20 protein-coding genes and 1 pseudogene are annotated in these 17392 nt (G+C 72.9%); 8 read left to right on the top strand and 13 right to left on the bottom strand.

The features are described from left to right. The first annotated feature begins 9 nt into the window (after window positions 1-9). Window positions 10-306 carry a DUF1707 domain-containing protein gene (locus AB0C19_RS26040; RefSeq protein ID WP_357189463.1) on the top strand — a complete coding sequence of 99 codons (297 nt, stop codon included), beginning with the start codon at window positions 10-12 and terminating at the stop codon, window positions 304-306. 125 nt (window positions 307-431) lie between these two features. Then, on the top strand, window positions 432-1172 hold the full coding sequence (locus AB0C19_RS26035) for a DUF4142 domain-containing protein (protein WP_357189461.1): 741 nt from the start codon (window positions 432-434) through the stop codon (window positions 1170-1172). Between the two features lie 33 nt (window positions 1173-1205). Here the strand turns inward: AB0C19_RS26035 and AB0C19_RS26030 are convergent, their stop codons facing one another. Genes AB0C19_RS26030 through tsaB form a run of 4 tightly spaced genes read right to left on the bottom strand, consistent with a single transcriptional unit; the run spans window position 1206 to window position 3670 of the window. Continuing rightward, a complete protein-coding gene (locus tag AB0C19_RS26030) occupies window positions 1206-1460 on the bottom strand; it encodes a hypothetical protein (RefSeq protein ID WP_124821702.1) in 255 nt (84 codons plus the stop codon). Between the two features lie 14 nt (window positions 1461-1474). After that, the gene (gene tsaD, locus AB0C19_RS26025) at window positions 1475-2521 is read right to left on the bottom strand and encodes a tRNA (adenosine(37)-N6)-threonylcarbamoyltransferase complex transferase subunit TsaD (protein WP_091402289.1); all 1047 of its coding nucleotides are present in this window, start codon (window positions 2519-2521) and stop codon (window positions 1475-1477) included. After that, window positions 2514-2996, bottom strand: coding sequence for a ribosomal protein S18-alanine N-acetyltransferase (gene rimI / locus AB0C19_RS26020; protein ID WP_357189459.1), 483 nt, complete (start codon window positions 2994-2996; stop codon window positions 2514-2516). The genes tsaD and rimI overlap by 8 nt, the downstream gene beginning before the upstream one ends. Then, a complete protein-coding gene (gene tsaB, locus AB0C19_RS26015; protein WP_357189457.1) occupies window positions 2993-3670 on the bottom strand; it encodes a tRNA (adenosine(37)-N6)-threonylcarbamoyltransferase complex dimerization subunit type 1 TsaB in 678 nt (225 codons plus the stop codon). The genes rimI and tsaB overlap by 4 nt, the downstream gene beginning before the upstream one ends. 413 nt (window positions 3671-4083) lie before the next feature. Between tsaB and AB0C19_RS26010 the strand changes: the two are divergent. Together AB0C19_RS26010 and AB0C19_RS26005 are read left to right on the top strand one after the other, a co-directional pair. After that, a pseudogene (locus AB0C19_RS26010) lies at window positions 4084-4218 on the top strand (helix-turn-helix domain-containing protein); the annotation flags it as partial. A 233-nt stretch (window positions 4219-4451) separates the two neighbouring features. After that, the gene (locus AB0C19_RS26005) at window positions 4452-4787 is read left to right on the top strand and encodes a hypothetical protein (protein ID WP_357189480.1); all 336 of its coding nucleotides are present in this window, start codon (window positions 4452-4454) and stop codon (window positions 4785-4787) included. A 43-nt stretch (window positions 4788-4830) separates the two neighbouring features. Here the strand turns inward: AB0C19_RS26005 and ung are convergent, their stop codons facing one another. The 7 genes from ung to AB0C19_RS25970 all read right to left on the bottom strand — a co-directional run bounded on the left by ung (window position 4831) and on the right by AB0C19_RS25970 (window position 10514). Next, window positions 4831-5532, bottom strand: coding sequence for a uracil-DNA glycosylase (ung, locus tag AB0C19_RS26000; RefSeq protein WP_357189455.1), 702 nt, complete (start codon window positions 5530-5532; stop codon window positions 4831-4833). Window positions 5533-5597: 65 nt separating this feature from the next. Further along, complete coding sequence (gene tsaE / locus AB0C19_RS25995) at window positions 5598-6080, bottom strand: tRNA (adenosine(37)-N6)-threonylcarbamoyltransferase complex ATPase subunit type 1 TsaE (RefSeq protein ID WP_238687793.1); 483 nt, start codon at window positions 6078-6080, stop codon at window positions 5598-5600. Next, a complete protein-coding gene (locus AB0C19_RS25990) occupies window positions 6077-7180 on the bottom strand; it encodes an alpha/beta hydrolase (RefSeq protein ID WP_357189452.1) in 1104 nt (367 codons plus the stop codon). Before AB0C19_RS25990 ends, tsaE begins: the two co-directional genes overlap by 4 nt. Before the next feature lie 55 nt (window positions 7181-7235). Next, window positions 7236-8354 carry an alanine racemase gene (gene alr, locus AB0C19_RS25985; protein WP_357189450.1) on the bottom strand — a complete coding sequence of 373 codons (1119 nt, stop codon included), beginning with the start codon at window positions 8352-8354 and terminating at the stop codon, window positions 7236-7238. Between the two features lie 90 nt (window positions 8355-8444). Then, complete coding sequence (locus AB0C19_RS25980) at window positions 8445-9914, bottom strand: NAD(P)H-hydrate dehydratase (protein WP_357189448.1); 1470 nt, start codon at window positions 9912-9914, stop codon at window positions 8445-8447. 55 nt (window positions 9915-9969) lie between these two features. Next, on the bottom strand, window positions 9970-10338 hold the full coding sequence (locus tag AB0C19_RS25975; RefSeq protein WP_357189446.1) for a holo-ACP synthase: 369 nt from the start codon (window positions 10336-10338) through the stop codon (window positions 9970-9972). A 32-nt stretch (window positions 10339-10370) separates the two neighbouring features. Further along, window positions 10371-10514 carry a hypothetical protein gene (locus tag AB0C19_RS25970; protein WP_357189444.1) on the bottom strand — a complete coding sequence of 48 codons (144 nt, stop codon included), beginning with the start codon at window positions 10512-10514 and terminating at the stop codon, window positions 10371-10373. Between AB0C19_RS25970 and AB0C19_RS25965 the strand changes: the two genes are divergently transcribed. Together AB0C19_RS25965 and AB0C19_RS25960 are read left to right on the top strand one after the other, a co-directional pair. After that, complete coding sequence (locus tag AB0C19_RS25965; protein ID WP_357189442.1) at window positions 10513-10809, top strand: hypothetical protein; 297 nt, start codon at window positions 10513-10515, stop codon at window positions 10807-10809. The genes AB0C19_RS25970 and AB0C19_RS25965 overlap by 2 nt on opposite strands. Next, window positions 10806-12398, top strand: coding sequence for an alpha/beta hydrolase (locus tag AB0C19_RS25960; RefSeq protein ID WP_357189440.1), 1593 nt, complete (start codon window positions 10806-10808; stop codon window positions 12396-12398). The genes AB0C19_RS25965 and AB0C19_RS25960 overlap by 4 nt, the downstream gene beginning before the upstream one ends. 3 nt (window positions 12399-12401) lie before the next feature. Here AB0C19_RS25960 and glmS read toward each other — a convergent pair whose 3' ends face one another. Beyond that, window positions 12402-14315 (bottom strand): glutamine--fructose-6-phosphate transaminase (isomerizing), encoded by a 1914-nt coding sequence (gene glmS, locus AB0C19_RS25955; protein WP_357189438.1) that lies wholly within the window; start codon window positions 14313-14315, stop codon window positions 12402-12404. A gap of 560 nt (window positions 14316-14875) precedes the next feature. Here glmS and AB0C19_RS25950 point away from each other — a divergent pair. Both AB0C19_RS25950 and AB0C19_RS25945 read left to right on the top strand, forming a co-directional pair. After that, on the top strand, window positions 14876-15520 hold the full coding sequence (locus tag AB0C19_RS25950; RefSeq protein WP_357189436.1) for an MmpS family transport accessory protein: 645 nt from the start codon (window positions 14876-14878) through the stop codon (window positions 15518-15520). 79 nt (window positions 15521-15599) lie between these two features. After that, window positions 15600-16757, top strand: a complete 1158-nt coding sequence (locus AB0C19_RS25945; protein WP_357189477.1) for a pyridoxal phosphate-dependent aminotransferase — start codon at window positions 15600-15602, stop codon at window positions 16755-16757. Here the strand turns inward: AB0C19_RS25945 and AB0C19_RS25940 are convergent. Next, window positions 16723-17355: a PadR family transcriptional regulator gene (locus AB0C19_RS25940; protein ID WP_357189434.1), complete on the bottom strand. Its 633-nt coding sequence runs from the start codon at window positions 17353-17355 to the stop codon at window positions 16723-16725. The two genes, AB0C19_RS25945 and AB0C19_RS25940, sit on opposite strands and share 35 nt — an antisense overlap. Window positions 17356-17392: the final 37 nt, after the last annotated feature.

Below are 17392 nucleotides of genomic sequence, written 5' to 3'. Positions count from 1 at the left end.
CTGTCCGGCGTGGATGTCGAGCTGCGCGCCTCCGACGACGACCGCAACCGGGTGGTCGCCGCGCTGCACCAGCACACCGCGGCGGGCCGGCTGACGCTCGACGAGTTCTCCGATCGCGCCGGTGCGGTGTGGACGGCGCGCACCCTCGGTGACCTGGCCGCGCTGACCCGCGATCTACCGGCCCTGCCCACCCCGGTCGTGGACGCCGGCCCGGTCGGGCGCGGGCGTCAGGAGTTGCTGATGGTCTTCGCCGCCGCGGCGATGACCCTGCTGCTGCTCGGCGGACTGCTCGCCGTCACCCGCTGATCCGTCTCGCTCCGCGATGAACTGATCGCGCGATCAGTCCGTACCAGTGGGCGGACGGGCAACCGGCAGGGTACGGCTGCCCGGTCCAGACGCGTTCCGGTCCGGACCGAGGAGGCACCACAGACATGGCACCGCTCAGATCCGCCCATCGCCGACTGGGCACCCGGACCCACCGAGCGGCGATGCTGCTCATCGCGGTCATCGCGGGGGTCGGTGTCCTGCCCGGCGTGGCCGTCGCCGCGCCCGCCGGTGGCCAGCAGCTCAACGCCGCCGACATGACACTGCTCAACGGGGTGCGGTTGGCGGGGCTGTGGGAGATGCCAGCCGGCCAGATGGCCGCCGAGAAGGGACAGTCGGCGAAGGTCCGGGAGATCGGCGCCGGCATCGCCAGCGAGCACCAGAAGCTCGACGAACTCGTGGTCGAGGCGGCCAACAAGTTGGGCGCGACGATCCCCAGCGATCCGACCGCCGAGCAGAAGGGCTGGCTGGCCGAGATGCAGAAGGCGTCCGGCGCCCGGTTCGACCAGATCTTCGTCACCCGGCTCCGGGTCGCCCACGGCAAGATCTTCCCGGTGATCGGCGCGGTCCGCGCCAGCACCCGGGACGCCACCGTCCGCAAGCTCTGCGAGGACGCCAACGGGTTCGTCCAGCACCACATGCAGATGCTGGAGAGCACCGGCCTGGTGCGCTGGCCGGAGCTGCCGCCGGCGGCGCTGCCCGCCCCGGGTGAGGACGGGCTCCTGGCCGCCGCCTCCGCCAACTCCGGCCCGCAGGTCGGAGTCAGCAGCACAGTCGTGTGGCTGGTCTTCCTCGCCGCGCTGGGCACTGGCGGAATCGCCACCTACCGGATGTTGCGCCGCAGCTGACCAGTCGGCCAGCGGCCTGGATGGTGGCTCGCGTCAGCGGTCTACCTGGGTGAAGTCCCAGGAGTGCGGGGCGCGGGCCACCAGCATGGCTGGCGGGTCCGGCAGCGGGCGAGGGTTGCTGCGCCACTTGGAGATCACCACCACGCGGTGGTCGGTGGAGGAGAAGACCTCGCTGGAGACGTGGAGCGGGTCGTGCTCCAACTCGGGCAGGGCGGTGTCGCACACCCAGGTGATCAGGTCGGCGACCCCGTACGCCTCGGCGCGCGCCTCCCACATCCGCACGATCATGTCCGCCGCCCCCGTCACACGCTGACCGTTGTCAACGGCAGTGCCGAATCGGCTGGCAGGTCCAGTCGACTCGGAGCGACCCCGGCGGCGACCAGGTGCGAACCGAGCGCGGCCACCATCGCGCCGTTGTCGGTGCACAGCTTCGGCCGGGGTACCCGGACCCGGATGCCGTACTTCTCGGCTCGCTGCTCGGCCATCGCCCGCAGCCGCGAGTTCGCCGCCACTCCCCCGCCGATGACCAGGGTCTCGATGCCCTGCGCCCGGCAGGCGGCGAGCGCCTTGCTGGTCAGGACGTCACAGACCGCCTCCTGGAAGGACGCGGCCACGTCGGCCACCGGAACCGGCTCACCGGCACGCTGACGGGCCTCGACCCACCGGGCCACCGCCGTCTTCAGGCCCGAGAACGAGAAGTCGTACCGGTGGGCGGCGAGATCCTTCGCGGCGGTCAGACCGCGGGGGAAGGCGATCGAGGCGGCATCGCCGGCCCGGGCCTCCCGGTCGATGGGCGGGCCGCCCGGGAACGGCAAGCCGAGCAGCCGGGCGACCTTGTCGAACGCTTCCCCGGCCGCGTCGTCGATGGTGGCGCCCAGCGGGGTGACACCCCGGGCCAGGTCGTCCACGAGCAGGAGGGACGAGTGGCCGCCGGACACCAGGAGCGCGATGGCGGGTTCGGGCAGCGGGCCGTGCTCGAGGGTGTCCACAGCGACGTGGGCGGCGAGGTGGTTGACGCCGTAGATGGGTTTCTCGGCGGCGACCGCGTACCCCTTGGCGGCGGCGACGCCGACCAGCAACGCACCGGCCAGCCCCGGCCCGGAGGTGACAGCGATCGCGTCGATGTCGGCCAGCGTGACGCCGGCCTCGGTCAGTGCCCGGTCCATGGTCGGCACGATGGCCTCCAGGTGTGCCCGGCTGGCCACCTCCGGCACCACACCCCCGAACCGGGCGTGCTCCTCGACGCTGGAGGCGAGCGCGTCGGCCAGCAGGGTGTGCCCCCGCACGATGCCGACACCGGTCTCGTCGCAGGAGGTCTCGATACCCAGGATCAGTGGTTCGTCAGCCATGGTCGTGTGGTCCGTCCCCGGTCGGCTCGGCGTCGCGCCGCATGACCAGCGCGTCGGTGTTGCTCGGTTGGTAGTAGCCGCGCCGCACCCCGATCGGCTCGAAACCGTACGTCGCGTAGAGCCGCTGAGCTGCGGCGTTGTCCACGGCGACCTCCAGCAGGGTGCTGCGGGCGTCGCGCCGGACCGCCTCGGCTAGCAACTCTTCCAGCAGGGCACGGCCTACGCCGCGCCGCTGGGCGTCCCGACGGACGGCGATGTTCTGCACCCACACCTCGTCCGGCGGAACGCCGGCGAGCCCGGCATAGCCGAGCACCGACCCGTCCGCGTCGACGGCGACCCGGTAGTGGTGCCCGTTGGCGAGCTCGCTCCAGAACATGGCGGGCGACCACTTCTCAGCGCCGAAGAGGTCCGCCTCGATCGGCAGCACGTAGTCGATGTGCCACCAGCGGAACGGTTCGAGCCGTACCGCCGTCATGGCAGGACCGGTTTGCGGCCGGTCGCCGCCACCGCGTCGGGGCGGCGCAGGTAGAGCGGGGTGAGCCGCTCACTGGACGCCCCCGCCCGGATCCGCTCGGCGGCGAGCAACGCCAGCACTGTCGCGTCCGGGTAGCGCGGCTCGACCCGAACGGGCAGGTCCAGGACCTCGGCGTACCGGTGCGCCCCGTCACCGACCGCGATCGTCGCGCCCAGTTCGCGGGCTCGCGCGGCGGCGACCGCCGGCGCGGACACCTCCGGCCCGACGATCCGCTGGCCGTCGCCGTCGTAGACGGCCCAGTAGAGCTCCTTGCGCCGGGCGTCGCTGGCGGCCAGGACCGGCGCGCCGGACGCCGCCGGGTAACCGATGGCGTCCAACGAACAGACGCCGTACGTGGGGATGCCGAGCACCTGACCCATCGTCGCGGCGGTGACCAGGCCGACCCGTAGCCCGGTGAACGGACCCGGGCCGAGCCCGGCGACGATGGCAGCCAGGTCACGCGGGCGCGCGTCAGCGTCGGCGAGGACCGCGTCCACCTGGGGCGCGAGCAGCTCACCGTGCGCGCGGGCGTCGACCGTGCACCGGTGCGCCCGCGACGCCACGCCGTCTGCCGAGACCTCCACCAGCGCCGCGGTGACCGCGGGGGTCGAGCTGTCCACCACGAGTACGAGCACGGTAAGCCAGCCTAGCCGCCCCGCCGCAGCCCTCAGTCACGCCCCGCCCGCACCACCGCCACCCGCGGCCGCCGCCCGCCCGACGCGGGGCTGCCACGCTGGTCCTCCCAGCCGGCTACCGCCGCAGCCACACTCCTGGCGACCCGGCCCCACCGCGTGACCCGGCCCGGCGCCCGACTTCACGCGTTAGCCGTCTCGCCGCCGGCCCGCGGGCGGCGACGGCCACTTCCTCTAATGAGCGTGATGTTTGTGAGTCATCGTGATGACTCACAGACATCACGCTCATTGGAATAAGGCCCGCCATCCGCCGCGGTGGCCATGCGCCGGGCGATTCTCGGGGGCGGATCGACGGCAAGTCGCCGATTTGCCGCAGAGGGATCGCAGACGCCTCGCCCTAGGTCGACCATGCCGGGATGTCATCTACTCGCCTCGTCACCCTTCTCGGCGCTGAGGTACGGCATCAACGACAGCTACGCGAGCTGAGCCAGCGTCAGTTGGCCGCACTCGCCGAGGTCGACCAGGCAGCGGTGGCCCGCTTCGAACGCGGTGAGCGAGCGCCTTCCGTCGCCGTGCTGGAGCGGTTGTTTGCAGCGATGGAGGTGCAGTTGGTCATCGGGGTCGAGCCGTTGGACGCGCACCTCGACGCCCGGATCGACGGCTTGGCCGCCCGGCCGATCGCCGAGCGAATCGACGGGCTGAGGTTGGATCGGCTGCTGGATCGGCTCACCGACTTCCCGCAGGTGTCACCGGATGCGCCGCGGCGCTGCTACAGGGCGCACCGGTGCCGGCCGACACGCTGGAGATCGCCCTGCGCTGGCAGGACGCCAAGCTGTTCACCCGCTGGCTGGAGACGAACTACGGCCAGCGGTGGAACGCCCGCTGGGGCGAGTTCGGCGGGGTGTGGTTGGAGCCCGAAGAGCCGGGCGAACACCTGTGGTCGACACGGTACGGGGAGATCAGGGCCACCATGTGCGACGAACTGCCCGAGACGATCGAGGTTCGCCACGGTGGGCGGAGTTACCAGGTGGTGCCGCTTGTCGAGCTGGAACTGAACGAGCCACGCGCCGCCGAGTTGCTGCGCCGCTACCGGGAACGGCAACTGGCCAGCGACGGCTGAGCCAGCGCCGGTCCACACCAGCAGCAGGACGTCGACGAGCGGCTCAGCCGGCGGTGCGCTCCCAATCGATCGTGGGCAGGCCGGCGTCGGCGAGTGCCTTGTTGGCGGCGCTGAACGGGCGGCTACCGAGGAAGCCGCGCGGGTTCATCGGGCTGGGGTGACCCGCCTCCAGCACCACGTGCTGCGGATTGGTGACCAGCGCGGCCTTCTTGCGGGCGTAGCCACCCCAGAGCAGGAAGACCACCCGCTCCGGTGCCGCGTCCAGTGCCCGGATGGTCGCGTCGGTGAACTCTTCCCAGCCGGCGTTGGCGTGCGAGCCCGGGGTGGCCTGCCGGACGGTCAGCACCGCGTTGAGCAGCAGCACCCCCTGGGCGGCCCACCCGTCGAGGTTGCCGCTGCGCGGCTTGGGGACGCCCACGTCCTCGCCCAGCTCCTTGAAGACGTTGCGCAACGACGGCGGCACCGTCACACCGTCGCGAACGCTGAAGCTCAACCCGTGTGCCTGCCCGGCCCGGTGGTAGGGATCCTGCCCGAGGATGAGCACCCGGGTGCCCTGCGGCGGGCAGAGCCGATATGCCGAGAACAGGTCCTCCGCCGGCGGGAAGACCGTCTGCGTCGCGTATTCCCGGGAGACGAACTCGCCCAGCGCGGCGGTGCGGGCCGGGTCGAGGTGCGGGGTGAGCACTGTGCGCCACTGCTCCGGCAGCAGGGCCAGCAGATCCAGGGCGGGAGCGTCGTCGGGCATCGGGAACCTCTCACAGCGCGGGTCGGTCCCCCGCACTCTAGGCATCGGGTACGACAGCCGCCGACCTAGCCCAGGTCGGCGAGCCGCCGGGCCCAGTCGCCGCCGATCGGGTCCAGCTCGACGATGCGGGTGTCGTCGTCGCGGCGGTCGATGCGAACCCGCAGGTGCGCGTCCACCAACTGCTCCACCAGGCCCTCGCCCCACTCCACCACTGTCACCGAGTCGTCCACCGACGCGTCGAGGTCCAGGTCGTCGATCTCGGCGCGTGGGTCGGTGGCGTCACCCAGCCGGTACGCGTCGGCGTGCACCAGCGCCACCCGGCCGCCCCGAGCCGGATCGGGGCGGTGCACCCGGGCGATCACGAAGGTCGGCGAGGTGATGTCCCCGAGGACACCGAGCCCGGCGCCGACGCCCTGGGTGAGTGCTGTCTTACCGGCGCCCAACGGGCCGGTCAACAGCACCAGGTCGCCGGCACGCAGCAGCCCGGCCAGTCGCCGGCCGAAGTCCCGAGTGTCTTCGACGGTCGGCAGCTTGACGACGTGACTCACCGTTCCTCCACGCTCTGCAATGACTCCAGGAACCGCGCCAGGGCGGCGTTGACCTCGTCCGCGTGCTCCAACATCACCACGTGGCCGCTGTCCTTGATCTTCACGAACTCGGCGTGCGGCAACCGGCGGACGATCTCCTCGGAGTGGGTCACCGGCGTGATCATGTCCTTGTCGCCGACCACCACCAGCACCGGAGTCGCCGCCAACGCCGCCAACGCCGGAAAGCGCGAGTGGGTGGCCAGGGTCCGCAGGTAGCGGGTCACCGTGTCGGCCGACGTCCGGGAGTTCATCGTCTCCACGTAGGACACCAGCGACGGGCTGGGCTTGCGGGTACCGAACCCGTACTTGCGGGTCAGTAACCAGGCCACGTTCGACGTCGACTTGCGGGCCTTGTCGATCACCGGCCCGCCGTACCGGGTGGCGTTGCTGACCATGTAGAGCACCGGGCCACCGACCCGACCGAGCAGCGCGGGCGCGACAAGCTTGGTCTCCGCGATGAGCCCGCCCGACGTGGCCATCAGAACGGTGCCCACCACCCGGTCACCGAACAGCTCCGGGAACAACTCGGCGAACGCCATGATGGTCATGCCGCCCATCGAGTGGCCGACAAGCACCAGCGGCCCGTCCGGGGCAGTCCGGTCGATCACCTGGCGCAGCGTCCGGCCGAGCACCGCGAGGTCGTACTCACCGGTCTCCAGCCGGCCGGACCGACCGTGACCGGGCTGGTCGTAGGCCACGACCCGGTAGTCTCCGCGGGCGGCGAGCATCTGGCGCTGGAAGTGGAACGTCCCCATGTCCAGACAGAAGCCGTGCACCAGCACCACCGTCGGGCGCCCCGGGACCGGCCGGGTCGGCTCGACCACCTCGACGTGGATGTCCGTGCCGTCCGGCAGCTCCAGGCGGAACGCCTCGTCGTACCGCTGCTTGTCGAACGTCTCGTGCGCGTAGCGGTCGGCCGGGTCGGCCTTGAGCCGGCGGACCAGGGTCCGCTCGGTCGCGACGCCAGCCGCCAGACCTGCCGCGGCCACCCCCACCGCCGCGCCGACGATCCCCGCGACCCGGCCCACGGCCGTGCGCGGACGCGGAACGCGGTAACTCACGGCGCCACCTTGATTCGCGACTGCGGGGCTCGCAACCCCGGCTCACTCCTCACGCTCATGGTTTCTCGCCGTCGTAGACCCGGGGCACCCGCGTGCCGCCGAACCGGGTGACGATCTCGTAGTTGATCGTGCCGACCGCCTCGGCCCAGTCATCCGCTGTCGGTTCGCCGTCGACGCCGCTGCCGAAGAGCGTCGCCACGTCGCCGTCGGCCACCGGGTCGTCGCCGCAGTCGAGCACGAACTGGTCCATGCAGACCCGTCCCGAGATCGTCCGGCGTACACCGCCGAGCTGCACCGGGCCGGTGTTGGACGCGTGCCGGGGAACCCCGTCGGCGTACCCGAGCGGCACCACGGCCAGGTTCGCGTCGGTCTCCGTGGTGTAGGCGTGCCCGTAGGAGATACCGGTGCCGGCGGGCACCCGCTTGGTGAGCATCACCCGGGCGCGGGCGGTCATCGCCGGCCGCAACCCGTACGTCTCGCCAGCCACCGGGGACAGCCCGTAGATGGCCAGGCCGGGGCGGACCAGGTCGAAGTGGGTGTCCGGGCGGGTGAGGGTGGCGGCCGAGTTGGCGAGGTGCCGCCAGCGCGGCCGCAGCCCGGCCCGCTCGACCATGGCCAGCCCCTCGTGGAAGACGGCCAGTTGACGGTCGGTGGTGGGGTGGCCGGGCGAGTCCGCGTACACGAAGTGGCTCCACACGCCGACCACCTCGACCAGGCCATCGGCCTGCGCCTTCGCGGCGGCGTCCAGCAGCGCGGGCCAGTCGGCGACTGTCGCGCCGCCCCGGGACAGCCCCGTATCGATCTTGAGGTGCAGGCGGGCGGGACGCCCGGCGAGGCGACTCGCCTCGATCATCTCGTCCAGTTGCGCGAGGCTGGCCGCGCCCAGGTCCACCCCGGCGGTGACCCCCTCGTGCAGCGGCAACCCAGGGGCGAGCAGCCAGGCCAGCACCGGAACTGTCACCCCGGCCCGCCGCAGGGTGAGCGCCTCGTCGAGAGTGCAGACACCGAGCCAGTCGGCGCCGGCGTCGAGCGCCGCGCGGGCGGCCGGAAGCATGCCGTGGCCGTACCCGTCGGCCTTCACCACTGCCATCAACTCGGCGGTGGTGCCGGAGCGGAGCCTGCTCACGTTCTCGCGGATGGCGTCAAGATCGACGCGTACCTCGGCCTGCCACATGCACCCAGCCTACTTTCCGCCGTGATCACCGCGGGCGGCGACGCACGTCCCGACGCGGCGATCCGGTCACCGCACCCGGAACCGCCCCGTTCAGCCCAGCCGGGCCAGCACCGGACGCAGCGCGGTCGCCACGTCGGGCGCGGTCACCGGCCCACCCCGGGCCGCCTCCCGCCCGGCGAGCCCGTGCAGGTACGCGGCCGAGGCGGCGGCCCGATCGGCGGGTACCCCGGCCGCCAGCAGCGAGCCGAGCAGCCCGGCCAACACGTCGCCGGTGCCGCCGGTTGCCAACGCCGGGGTGCCGGTCGGGTTGACGTACGCCCGACCGTCCGGCGTGCCGATCACAGTGCGGTCGCCCTTGAGCAGCACCACGGCGTTCATCCAGGCGGCCAGCCGCAGCGCGGCGCCGACCCGGTCGGCGCCCGGCTCCTCACCGCAGAGACGGGTGAACTCCCGGTCGTGCGGGGTGACCACGATGGGCGCGTCGCGACCCCGCAGCCGGTCGGCGAGCGAGCCGTCCACCAGTAGGGTCAGGGCGTCGGCGTCGAGCACCACCGGCACCGGGGCGGCCAGGACGGCGCGCAGCTCGGCCGCCGCGTCGGCACCGGTGCCCAGCCCGGAGCCGCAGACCCAGGCCTGCACCCGGCCCGCGTCGGCGACCCGCCCACTGGCGATCACCGACGGGTGCTGGTGCAGCACCTCGGCGCGGGCGCTGCCGGCGTAGCGGACCAGGCCGGTCGGCCCGGCCAGGGCGCCGCCCACGGAGAGCACCGCCGCACCGGGGTAGGTCGCCGAGCCGGTCGCCACCCCCACCACGCCCCTGGTGTACTTCTCCGACGCCGGGCCCAGCTGGGGCCACCAGTCGACCAGGTCGGACCACTCGGTGACCCGCAGCGCCGGGGTGCCGCGCAGCCACTGCCGCAGCCCGATGTCGACAAGCTCGACCTGCCCGGCCAGCGCGGCGGCCGGCCCGACCACCAGGGCGGGCTTCAGCGCGCCGAAGGCCACTGTCACGTCGGCGCGGACCGCTGTGGGCCGGCCGGACGCGGACAGCGGCACGTGGCCGGTGTCGACAGCGACCCCGCTGGGCACGTCGACCGCCAGCACCGTGGCCCGTTCCCCGTCGCGTCCGCGCAGCTCGCCGAGGCGCTGGACCACCTCGTCCGCGTTCGCCCGCAGCCCGCCGGTGCCACCGATGCCGACGATGCCGTCGAGGACCAGGTCGACCGGGCCGGCCGGATCCTGGACCAGCCGGCCACCAGCGGCTCGCAGCGCGGCCAGGCCGGCGGCGTGCGCCCGCCCGGGGGTGAGCAGCAGTGCGGCCACCTGGACACCGCGCCGGGCCAACCGCTCCCCCGCGTACAGCGCGTCGCCGCCGTTGTCACCGGAGCCGACCAGCAGCAGCACCCGGCCTCCGTAGACTCCGCCCCGCTCGGCGAGCAGGAGCGCGGCCCGGCGGGCCAGGCCGGCGGCGGCCCGCTGCATCAGCGTTCCCTCCGGCAGCGTGCCCATCAACCCCGCCTCGGCCGCCCGTACGTCGGCCACCCGCCACACCGCTCTCATGCCACCGTTTCCCATTCCGTTAGCGGGCGGACCTGACCGGCCCTCCCGGCCGACGTCATCGTTCCGCGACCACCATCGCCGACGCGATCCCGCCGTCGTGCGACAACGAGAGATGCCAGTGGTTGACGCCGCGTGCGTCGGCCACCGCCGCGACAGTGCCGGAGACAGCCAGCCAGGGGCGGCCATCCGGGTCGGGCACGATCTCGCAGTCGTGCCAGTTGAGCCCGGCCGGGGCGCCGAGCGCCTTGGCCACCGCCTCCTTGGCGGCGAACCGGGCGGCGAGCGACTCGGGCGGGCGCGGACTGCCGGAGCGGGTGTGCCGCTCGGCCTCGGTGAAGAGCCGGTCGGCGAGCAGCGGCGTCCGTGCCAGGGCCCGGGCGAACCGGTCGACCAGGACGACGTCGATGCCGACAGCGACGATCACCACACCACCCTACCGGCGGTCGAGGCCGCAGATTAGCCGTCGGGCTCGCGCTGGGCAACGCCTGTGGACACCCCGGGGTACGCCTCGACGTCGGCTGTCCACAGGGCACGGCGCGGCCTCCGGTACGTGCCTAGCGTCAGCGCGTCGATGCCGATCGTCCACGGGGGTGTGGTCATGACCGACGAGCCGTTCGCCGTCCAGCCGGAGGAATTGCGGGCGGTCGCCGTCCTGCTCGACGACGAGGCGCGCCGGTTGGCGTTGGGCCTCGCGGGGTTGCCCGGGCTGGTGGTGGCGGCGCCCGAGTGGCGGGCCGGCGCGGCGCTGGCCGGGTTGGAGGCGGCCGGGCACGCCTGGTTCTGTCGGCTGGGTGCCCGGGTCGCGGTGACCTCCGGCGGGGTCCGGGCAGCGGCCGAGGCGTACGAGACGGTGGACGACAGGGCCGCCGGCCGGTTCGCCTCCCTACCCCGGTGAGCAGCGTCGGCTACCGACAGCTGTGGGCTGTCGATCCCGGTGGGTGGCGGGCCGCCGGGGCGGCGTGGGCGGGGTTGGCCGGGCCACTCGATCGGCGCCTCGGCGGGCTGCGCACGGCAGGTGGGCGGTTGCGGGACGGTTGGTCGGGTGCGGCAGCGACGGCGGCGGACACTCGACTCAGCGGTCTGCGGGACGAGCTGGCCTCGATCGCACCCGCGCTGATCGAGGTCGACCAGGTGCTGGCCGAGTTGGCCGGTGGGCTGGCGGTGGCGAAGGCGCGACTCGCCCAGGCGGTCGCCCAGGCCGAGGCTGCCGGCCTGCTGGTGGACCGCTCGGGTGGGGTGCGTGTCGATCCCGCCCGGTTTCGGCCCAGCGAGCGGGCCGGGGTCGCGGCGGCGGGAGTGGCCGCGGCCCTGCGTGCCGCGCTCGACGGGGCAGCCGCCGCGGACCGCGTCGCCGCCGATCGGTTGGATGACCTGGCGAGGGCCGCCCGCACCGGTTGGGCGTCCCCGCCCCCGCCGGGCCGACCGGCCCTCGGTGCCGCGCCCGCGCTGGTCGGCGCCTGGTGGTCCGGGTTGACCCCGGCGCAGCGACGGTGGCTGATCGTTCGCGAGCCGGCAGTGGTCGGCCGGTTGGACGGGCTGCCGGTGGCCGCCCGCGACCAGGCCAACCGGCTACTGCTCGACGCCTGGCGTGCGGAGTTGCTGGCCGAGCGGCGACGGCTGCTGTCGCGGGTGCCGCCGGGGCCGCTCGCGGTGATCCGGTTGCGCGGGGTGACTGGACGGCTGGCCGGTCTGGACGCGCTGATCGGGCGGCTGACGGCCGGTGAGGTGCCGCGGGCGTACCTACTCGGGTTGGATCCGGCGGGTGAGGGCCGGGCGGTGGTGGCGCTCGGCGACCCGGACCACGCCGACCGGGTGCTGACCTACGTGCCGGGGATGACCGCCGGCCTGGACGACGCCTCCGGCGAGCTGGGCAGGGCGGCCCGGGTGCTGGAGCGGTGCGCCGCTCTCGCCCCGGATGAGCGCAGCGCGGCAGTGCTCTGGTTGGACTACGACGCTCCGGATCTGCTGACCGAGGCCGCCTCGGCGGGTCAGGCCCGGGACGCCGGCCCGGCGTTGCACCGCTTCCAGGAGGGGCTGCGCGTCAGCCACGACGGGCCGCCGGCCCGGCAGACGGTGCTCGGGCACAGCTACGGCTCGCTGGTGGTGGGTGTGGCCGCCCGGGAACACGGCCTGGCCGCCGACGCGCTGGTCTTCGTCGGCTCCCCCGGTGTCGGCGCGTCGCACGCCACCGAGCTGGGCGTGCCACCCGGGGAGGTCTGGGCGAGCAGCGCCTCCGACGACGTGATCCGGGCGGCCCGGTCACCGGAGGAGCTGGGCCGACGGGCCCTGCTGCGTACGGCCCCGCTGGCCGCCGTGCTGGGTTGGCCGGGCCAGACCGGGCACGAACTGTGGTTCGGGCACGACCCGTCGGATCCCGGGTTCGGCGGTCGGGTCTTCGGCAGTGGGCGAGGCGGGCACACCGGTTACTGGGACCCGGGCAATCCCGCGCTGGACGGGATGGCCCGGGTCGTGCTGGGCCGCTGAGGCTTACTCGACGGTGACCGACTTGGCCAGGTTGCGGGGCTGGTCCACGTCGTGCCCCCGGGCGGCGGCGATCTCGGCGGCGAGCACCTGCAACGGCACCGTGGTGACGAGCGGGGCCAGCAGGGTGGGCGTACGCGGCACGTAGATCAGGTGGTCGGCGTACCGGACGACTGCCTCGTCGCCCTCCTCCGCGATCACGATGGTCCGCGCGCCCCGAGCCCGGACCTCCTGGATGTTGGAGACGACCTTGTCGTGCAACATGCCCCGGCCCACCGGCGAGGGCACCACGCAGATGACCGGGGTGCCCTTGTCGATCAGGGCGATCGGGCCGTGCTTCAGCTCGCCGGCGGCGAAGCCCTCGGCGTGCATGTACGCCAACTCCTTGAGCTTCAGCGCGCCCTCCAGGGCCACCGGGTAGCCGACGTGCCGGCCGATGAACAGCACTGTCGGCTCGGACTTCAGCTCCCGGGCCAGCTCGCGGACGGGCTCGATCCGGTTGAGCAGCTCACGCAGCTTGCCGGGAATCTCCTGCAACTGAGCGACAACAGCGCCCACCTCGTCGGCGAACTTGATGCCGCGCACCTGGGCCAGGTGCAGGCCGATCAGGTAGCAGGCGACGACCTGGGTGAGGAACGCCTTGGTGGAGGCGACGGCGATCTCCGGCCCACCGTGGGTGTAGAGCACGGCGTCGGACTCGCGGGGGATGGTCGATCCGTTGGTGTTGCAGATCGCCAGCACCCGGGCCTTTTGCTCCTTGGCGTGGCGCAGCGCCATCAGGGTGTCCATAGTTTCGCCGGACTGCGAGATGACCACGATCAGCGTGGACCGGTCGAGCACCGGGTCGCGGTAGCGGAACTCGCTGGCCAGCTCCACCTCGCACGGGATCCGGGTCCAGTGCTCGATGGCGTACTTGGCGACCATGCCGGCGTGGTAAGCCGTGCCGCAGGCCACGATGAAGATCTTGTCGACGTCGCGCAGATCCTGGTCGCTGAGGCGGACCTCGTCGAGGGCGATCTCGCCGCTCTCGGTGAGCCGGCCCAGCAGCGTGTCGGCGATGGCCTGCGGCTGCTCCTCGATCTCCTTGAGCATGAACCAGTCGTAGCCGCCCTTCTCCGCGGCCGAGGAGTCCCAGTCGATGTGGAAGTCCTTGCCGGAGGCGGGCTGGCCATCGAAGTCGGTGATCTCGATGCTGTCGCCGGTGATCAGCACGATCTGGTCCTGGCCCAGCTCGACCGCTTCCCGGGTGTGCTCGATGAACGCGGCCACGTCGCTGGCCAGGTAGTTTTCCCCGTCGCCCCGGCCGACCACCAGCGGCGAGTTGCGCCGGGCGCCGACGACGGCACCGGGCACTGCGGCGTCCACCGCGAGCAGTGTGAACGCGCCCTCCAGTCGCTGGCAGACCACGCGCATGCCGGCGGCGAGCAGTTGCGGGCTGTCCGGCTGGCCGGCGGCGCGCAGGTCGGCCAGCGCGGCGGCGAGCAGGTGCGCGGCGCACTCGGTGTCGGTGTCGCTGGTGAACTGGACGCCGTCGGCCTCCAGCTCGGCGCGGAGCTTGGCGAAGTTCTCGATGATGCCGTTGTGGATCACCGCGACCCGCCCGTCGGGGGCGACGTGTGGGTGGGCGTTGCGGTCGGTCGGGCCGCCGTGGGTGGCCCACCGGGTGTGCCCGATGCCGGTGGTGCCGTCACCGATGCCGATCGGGCTGGCCGCGCAGGAGGTCGGGTCGTCGGCGGCCCGCTCGGACAGCACCTTCTCCAGGTTGGCCAGCTTGCCGGCCTTCTTCTCGGTCAGCAGCCGATCGTCACAGACGATCGCGACGCCTGCCGAGTCGTAGCCACGGTATTCCAGCCGCCGCAGCCCGTCGAGGACGATGCCGAGTGCGGGGCGCGCGCCCGCGTATCCCACGATTCCACACATGGCCCGCAGCCTAACCCAGTTTCACTCATGTTGGTTGCTCGAAAGTCGGGTTATCAATCACGGAATCTGAGCGATCAGTGCCTACGCGGCCGCAACGGGACGAGCGTCACAGGCCGCTCGCGCCCGCTCCGCAGCGCGGGGTTGCGACACGCCTTCGGGTGCGACAGTCTCTCGGCGGGTTTGGCGCTCCCGTCCACGGCCCGTTCGTCCCATACCCACTCCCGCCCGGAGCAGCCATGTCCGACGCGCCTCCGCCCGACCCGACTCCCTCATCCGCTCCGGACCCGGCCTCCCCCGTACCCCCGCCGGATCCGACGGCGCCGCCGTCCTCGGCTCCGTTTCCGGCCCCCGACCCGCTGGCGCCGGGTCAGCCGTGGGCACCGCAGGCCCCCTGGGCACCCGCCCCGCCGGCCGCGCCGTGGACGCCGTCTCCGCCCGCCACCCAGTGGACGCCACAACCGTCCGCGACGCCGTGGACGCCCGACCCGCAGACGCCTCCGTGGTCGCCCGACGCCTCAGGCCCGCCGTCGGCCGGATCGCCACCGCCAGCGGGGTGGCCCATGCCCGACCGGCAGCCGTCGGCCGCTGGCTGGCCGCCGCCCGGCTATCCGCCGCCGTACGCCTACCCCGGGTATCCGCAGGTTCCCGGCAAGCCGGCCACGAGCAGCGGGCGGATTATCGGGATCGTCGTCGCGGCCGTCGTGGCACTCGTCCTACTCGTGTGTGGCTGCCTCTGCGTGGGTGGCCTGTGGCTCGGCTCGACCAACCCGGACCCGACCGCCGAGGAGCCATGGGTCGTCCCCGACGACGACGGCTGGACGGAGCCCACCACTGGGCCGATCATCCCGGAGCGACCAACAGCGCCGCAGCCGCCCACCGCGTCTCCCACCCCCAGCAAGAAACCGATCACCCGACCGACCTCAGGACCGGCACCCGTGACAGTGGTCTACGAGGTCACCGGCTCGGGTACGGCGGACATCGCGTACTACGACGCCGAGAGCGATCTGATGCACGTCGACGGCCAGAAGCTGCCCTGGCGTACCACCATTCGCACCAACGGCAAGACCAGGGTGATGGTGGAGGCCAGATGGGCCGACGATGAGGGCGAGAGACCACTCGACTGCACAGTCACCGTCACCGGCGTCGGCAAGCCGGTCGTCGACAAGACCCGGGGGTACTGGTCGACCAGTTGTCGGCCCCAGTGAGGCTGGGGTTCAGGCGGTGGGTGCCCGTAGGCTGGCGCAGGTGACGACGAGCACCGATGTCGACCCGCTGGTGGCCCGGATGCGGCCGTTCGGCACGACGATCTTCGCCGAGATGTCCGCACTCGCCGTACGGACCGGCGCGGTCAACCTCGGGCAGGGGTTTCCCGACACCGACGGTCCGCCGGAGATGCTGGCCGCCGCCGCCGAGGCGCTGCGCAACGGGCAGAACCAGTACCCGCCCGGCCCGGGGATCCCCGCCCTGCGCGCGGCCGTCGCGGCGCATCAGCGGCGGTTCTACGACCTGGGGTACGACCCGGACAGCGAGATCGTGATCACGGCGGGCGCTACCGAGGCGGTCGCGGCGAGCATCCTCGCTCTCTGCGAACCGGGCGACGAGGTGGTCTGCTTCGAGCCGTACTACGACTCGTACGCCGCCTCGATCGCGTTGGCCGGCGCGGTCCGCCGGCCGGTGACGCTGCGCCCCTCGGCCGACGGCCGGTACGCCTTCGACCCGGCGGCGCTGCGTGCGGCGTTCGGCCCGCGCACCCGGCTGGTGCTGCTGAACTCGCCGCACAATCCGACCGGCAAGGTCTTCACCCCGGCCGAGTTGGCGCAGGTCGCCGAGTTGTGCCAGGAGTTCGGCGCGTACGCGGTCACCGACGAGGTGTACGAGCACCTGGTCTTCACCGACGCGGCGAGCCCGCACGTGCCGCTGGCCAGCCTGCCCGGCATGTGGGAGCGGACTCTGCGCATCTCGTCGGCCGGCAAGACGTTCTCCTGCACGGGGTGGAAGGTCGGCTGGGCGAGCGGCCCGGCGGCGCTGGTCTCGGCGGTGCTCCGGGTGAAGCAGTTCCTCACCTATGTCAACGCCGCGCCGCTGCAACCGGCGGTGGCCGTGGCGCTGGCCCTGCCGGGCGACTACTACACCGGCTTCCGGGACAGTCTCCAGCAGCGGCGTGACCAGCTCGTCGGTGGTCTGACCGACGCCGGGTTCGAGGTGCTCGACTCGGAGGGGACGTACTTCGTGACCGCCGACATCACCGCCCTCGGCGGCCGGGACGGGGTGGAGTTCTGCCGCTCGTTGCCGGAGCGCTGCGGTGTGGTGGCGGTGCCCACCCAGGTCTTCTACGACGACGTCGACGCGGGCCGGCGGCTGGTCAGGTTCGCCTTCTGCAAGCGCCCGGAGGTGCTGACCGAGGCGGTCAGCCGGCTGCACGCTCTGGGCCTGGGCCGCTGACCCGCCCGGAGCCGGTCGATCCCGGGTCGGTCGCCGACTGATCCGCTGTCGACGTCGCGAGTCGGGTGAGCAGTTGGCCCTCGTCACCGAGCAGCACCGACTCGGCGTCGTCCACGAACGACAGGTCCGCCGTCACGTGCCGGCTGGCCGCGGTGAGCAGCAACCCGACCACCGGGTCCTCGGCGGCCCTCCGTAGGCCGTCCAGATTGCGCAGCTCGCGCAGCAGGTGCCCACGCTGGTTGCTCAGCACCGCGCGAACCGTGGTCGCGGAGCCGGACCGGGCGGCGGCGGTGACCTTGAGGAAGAAGTCGTCCCGGAATCCGCCGCTGCGCGGGCTCGGCTCGGCCAGCCACCGTGCCAACTCCGCGCGGCCGGCCGGGGTGATCTCGTAGACCACCCGGTCCGGCTTGATCGGCTGCGGCTGCCGTTCGGCGACGACCAGCTCGTCCCGGGAGAGCCGATCGAGGATCTGGTACAGGTGGCCGATGTTCAGCGGCCCCCACTGCGGGCCGACGGCTGCCTCGAACGCGCCCTTGAGCTGGTAGCCGTGGCTGGGGCCACCAGCGAGCAGGGCGAGAACAGCGTGCTGGATCGCCATGTCACCTCCGGTACGGGTCTTGCATTGTCACAATGTA

Origin of the sequence: Micromonospora sp. NPDC048842, assembly GCF_040649935.1 — a bacterium.
In the GTDB taxonomy this organism is placed as follows: domain Bacteria; phylum Actinomycetota; class Actinomycetes; order Mycobacteriales; family Micromonosporaceae; genus Micromonospora; species Micromonospora hortensis.
Note: the sequence above shows the minus strand (reverse complement) of the source record. Positions and strands in the feature narration are given on the sequence as shown.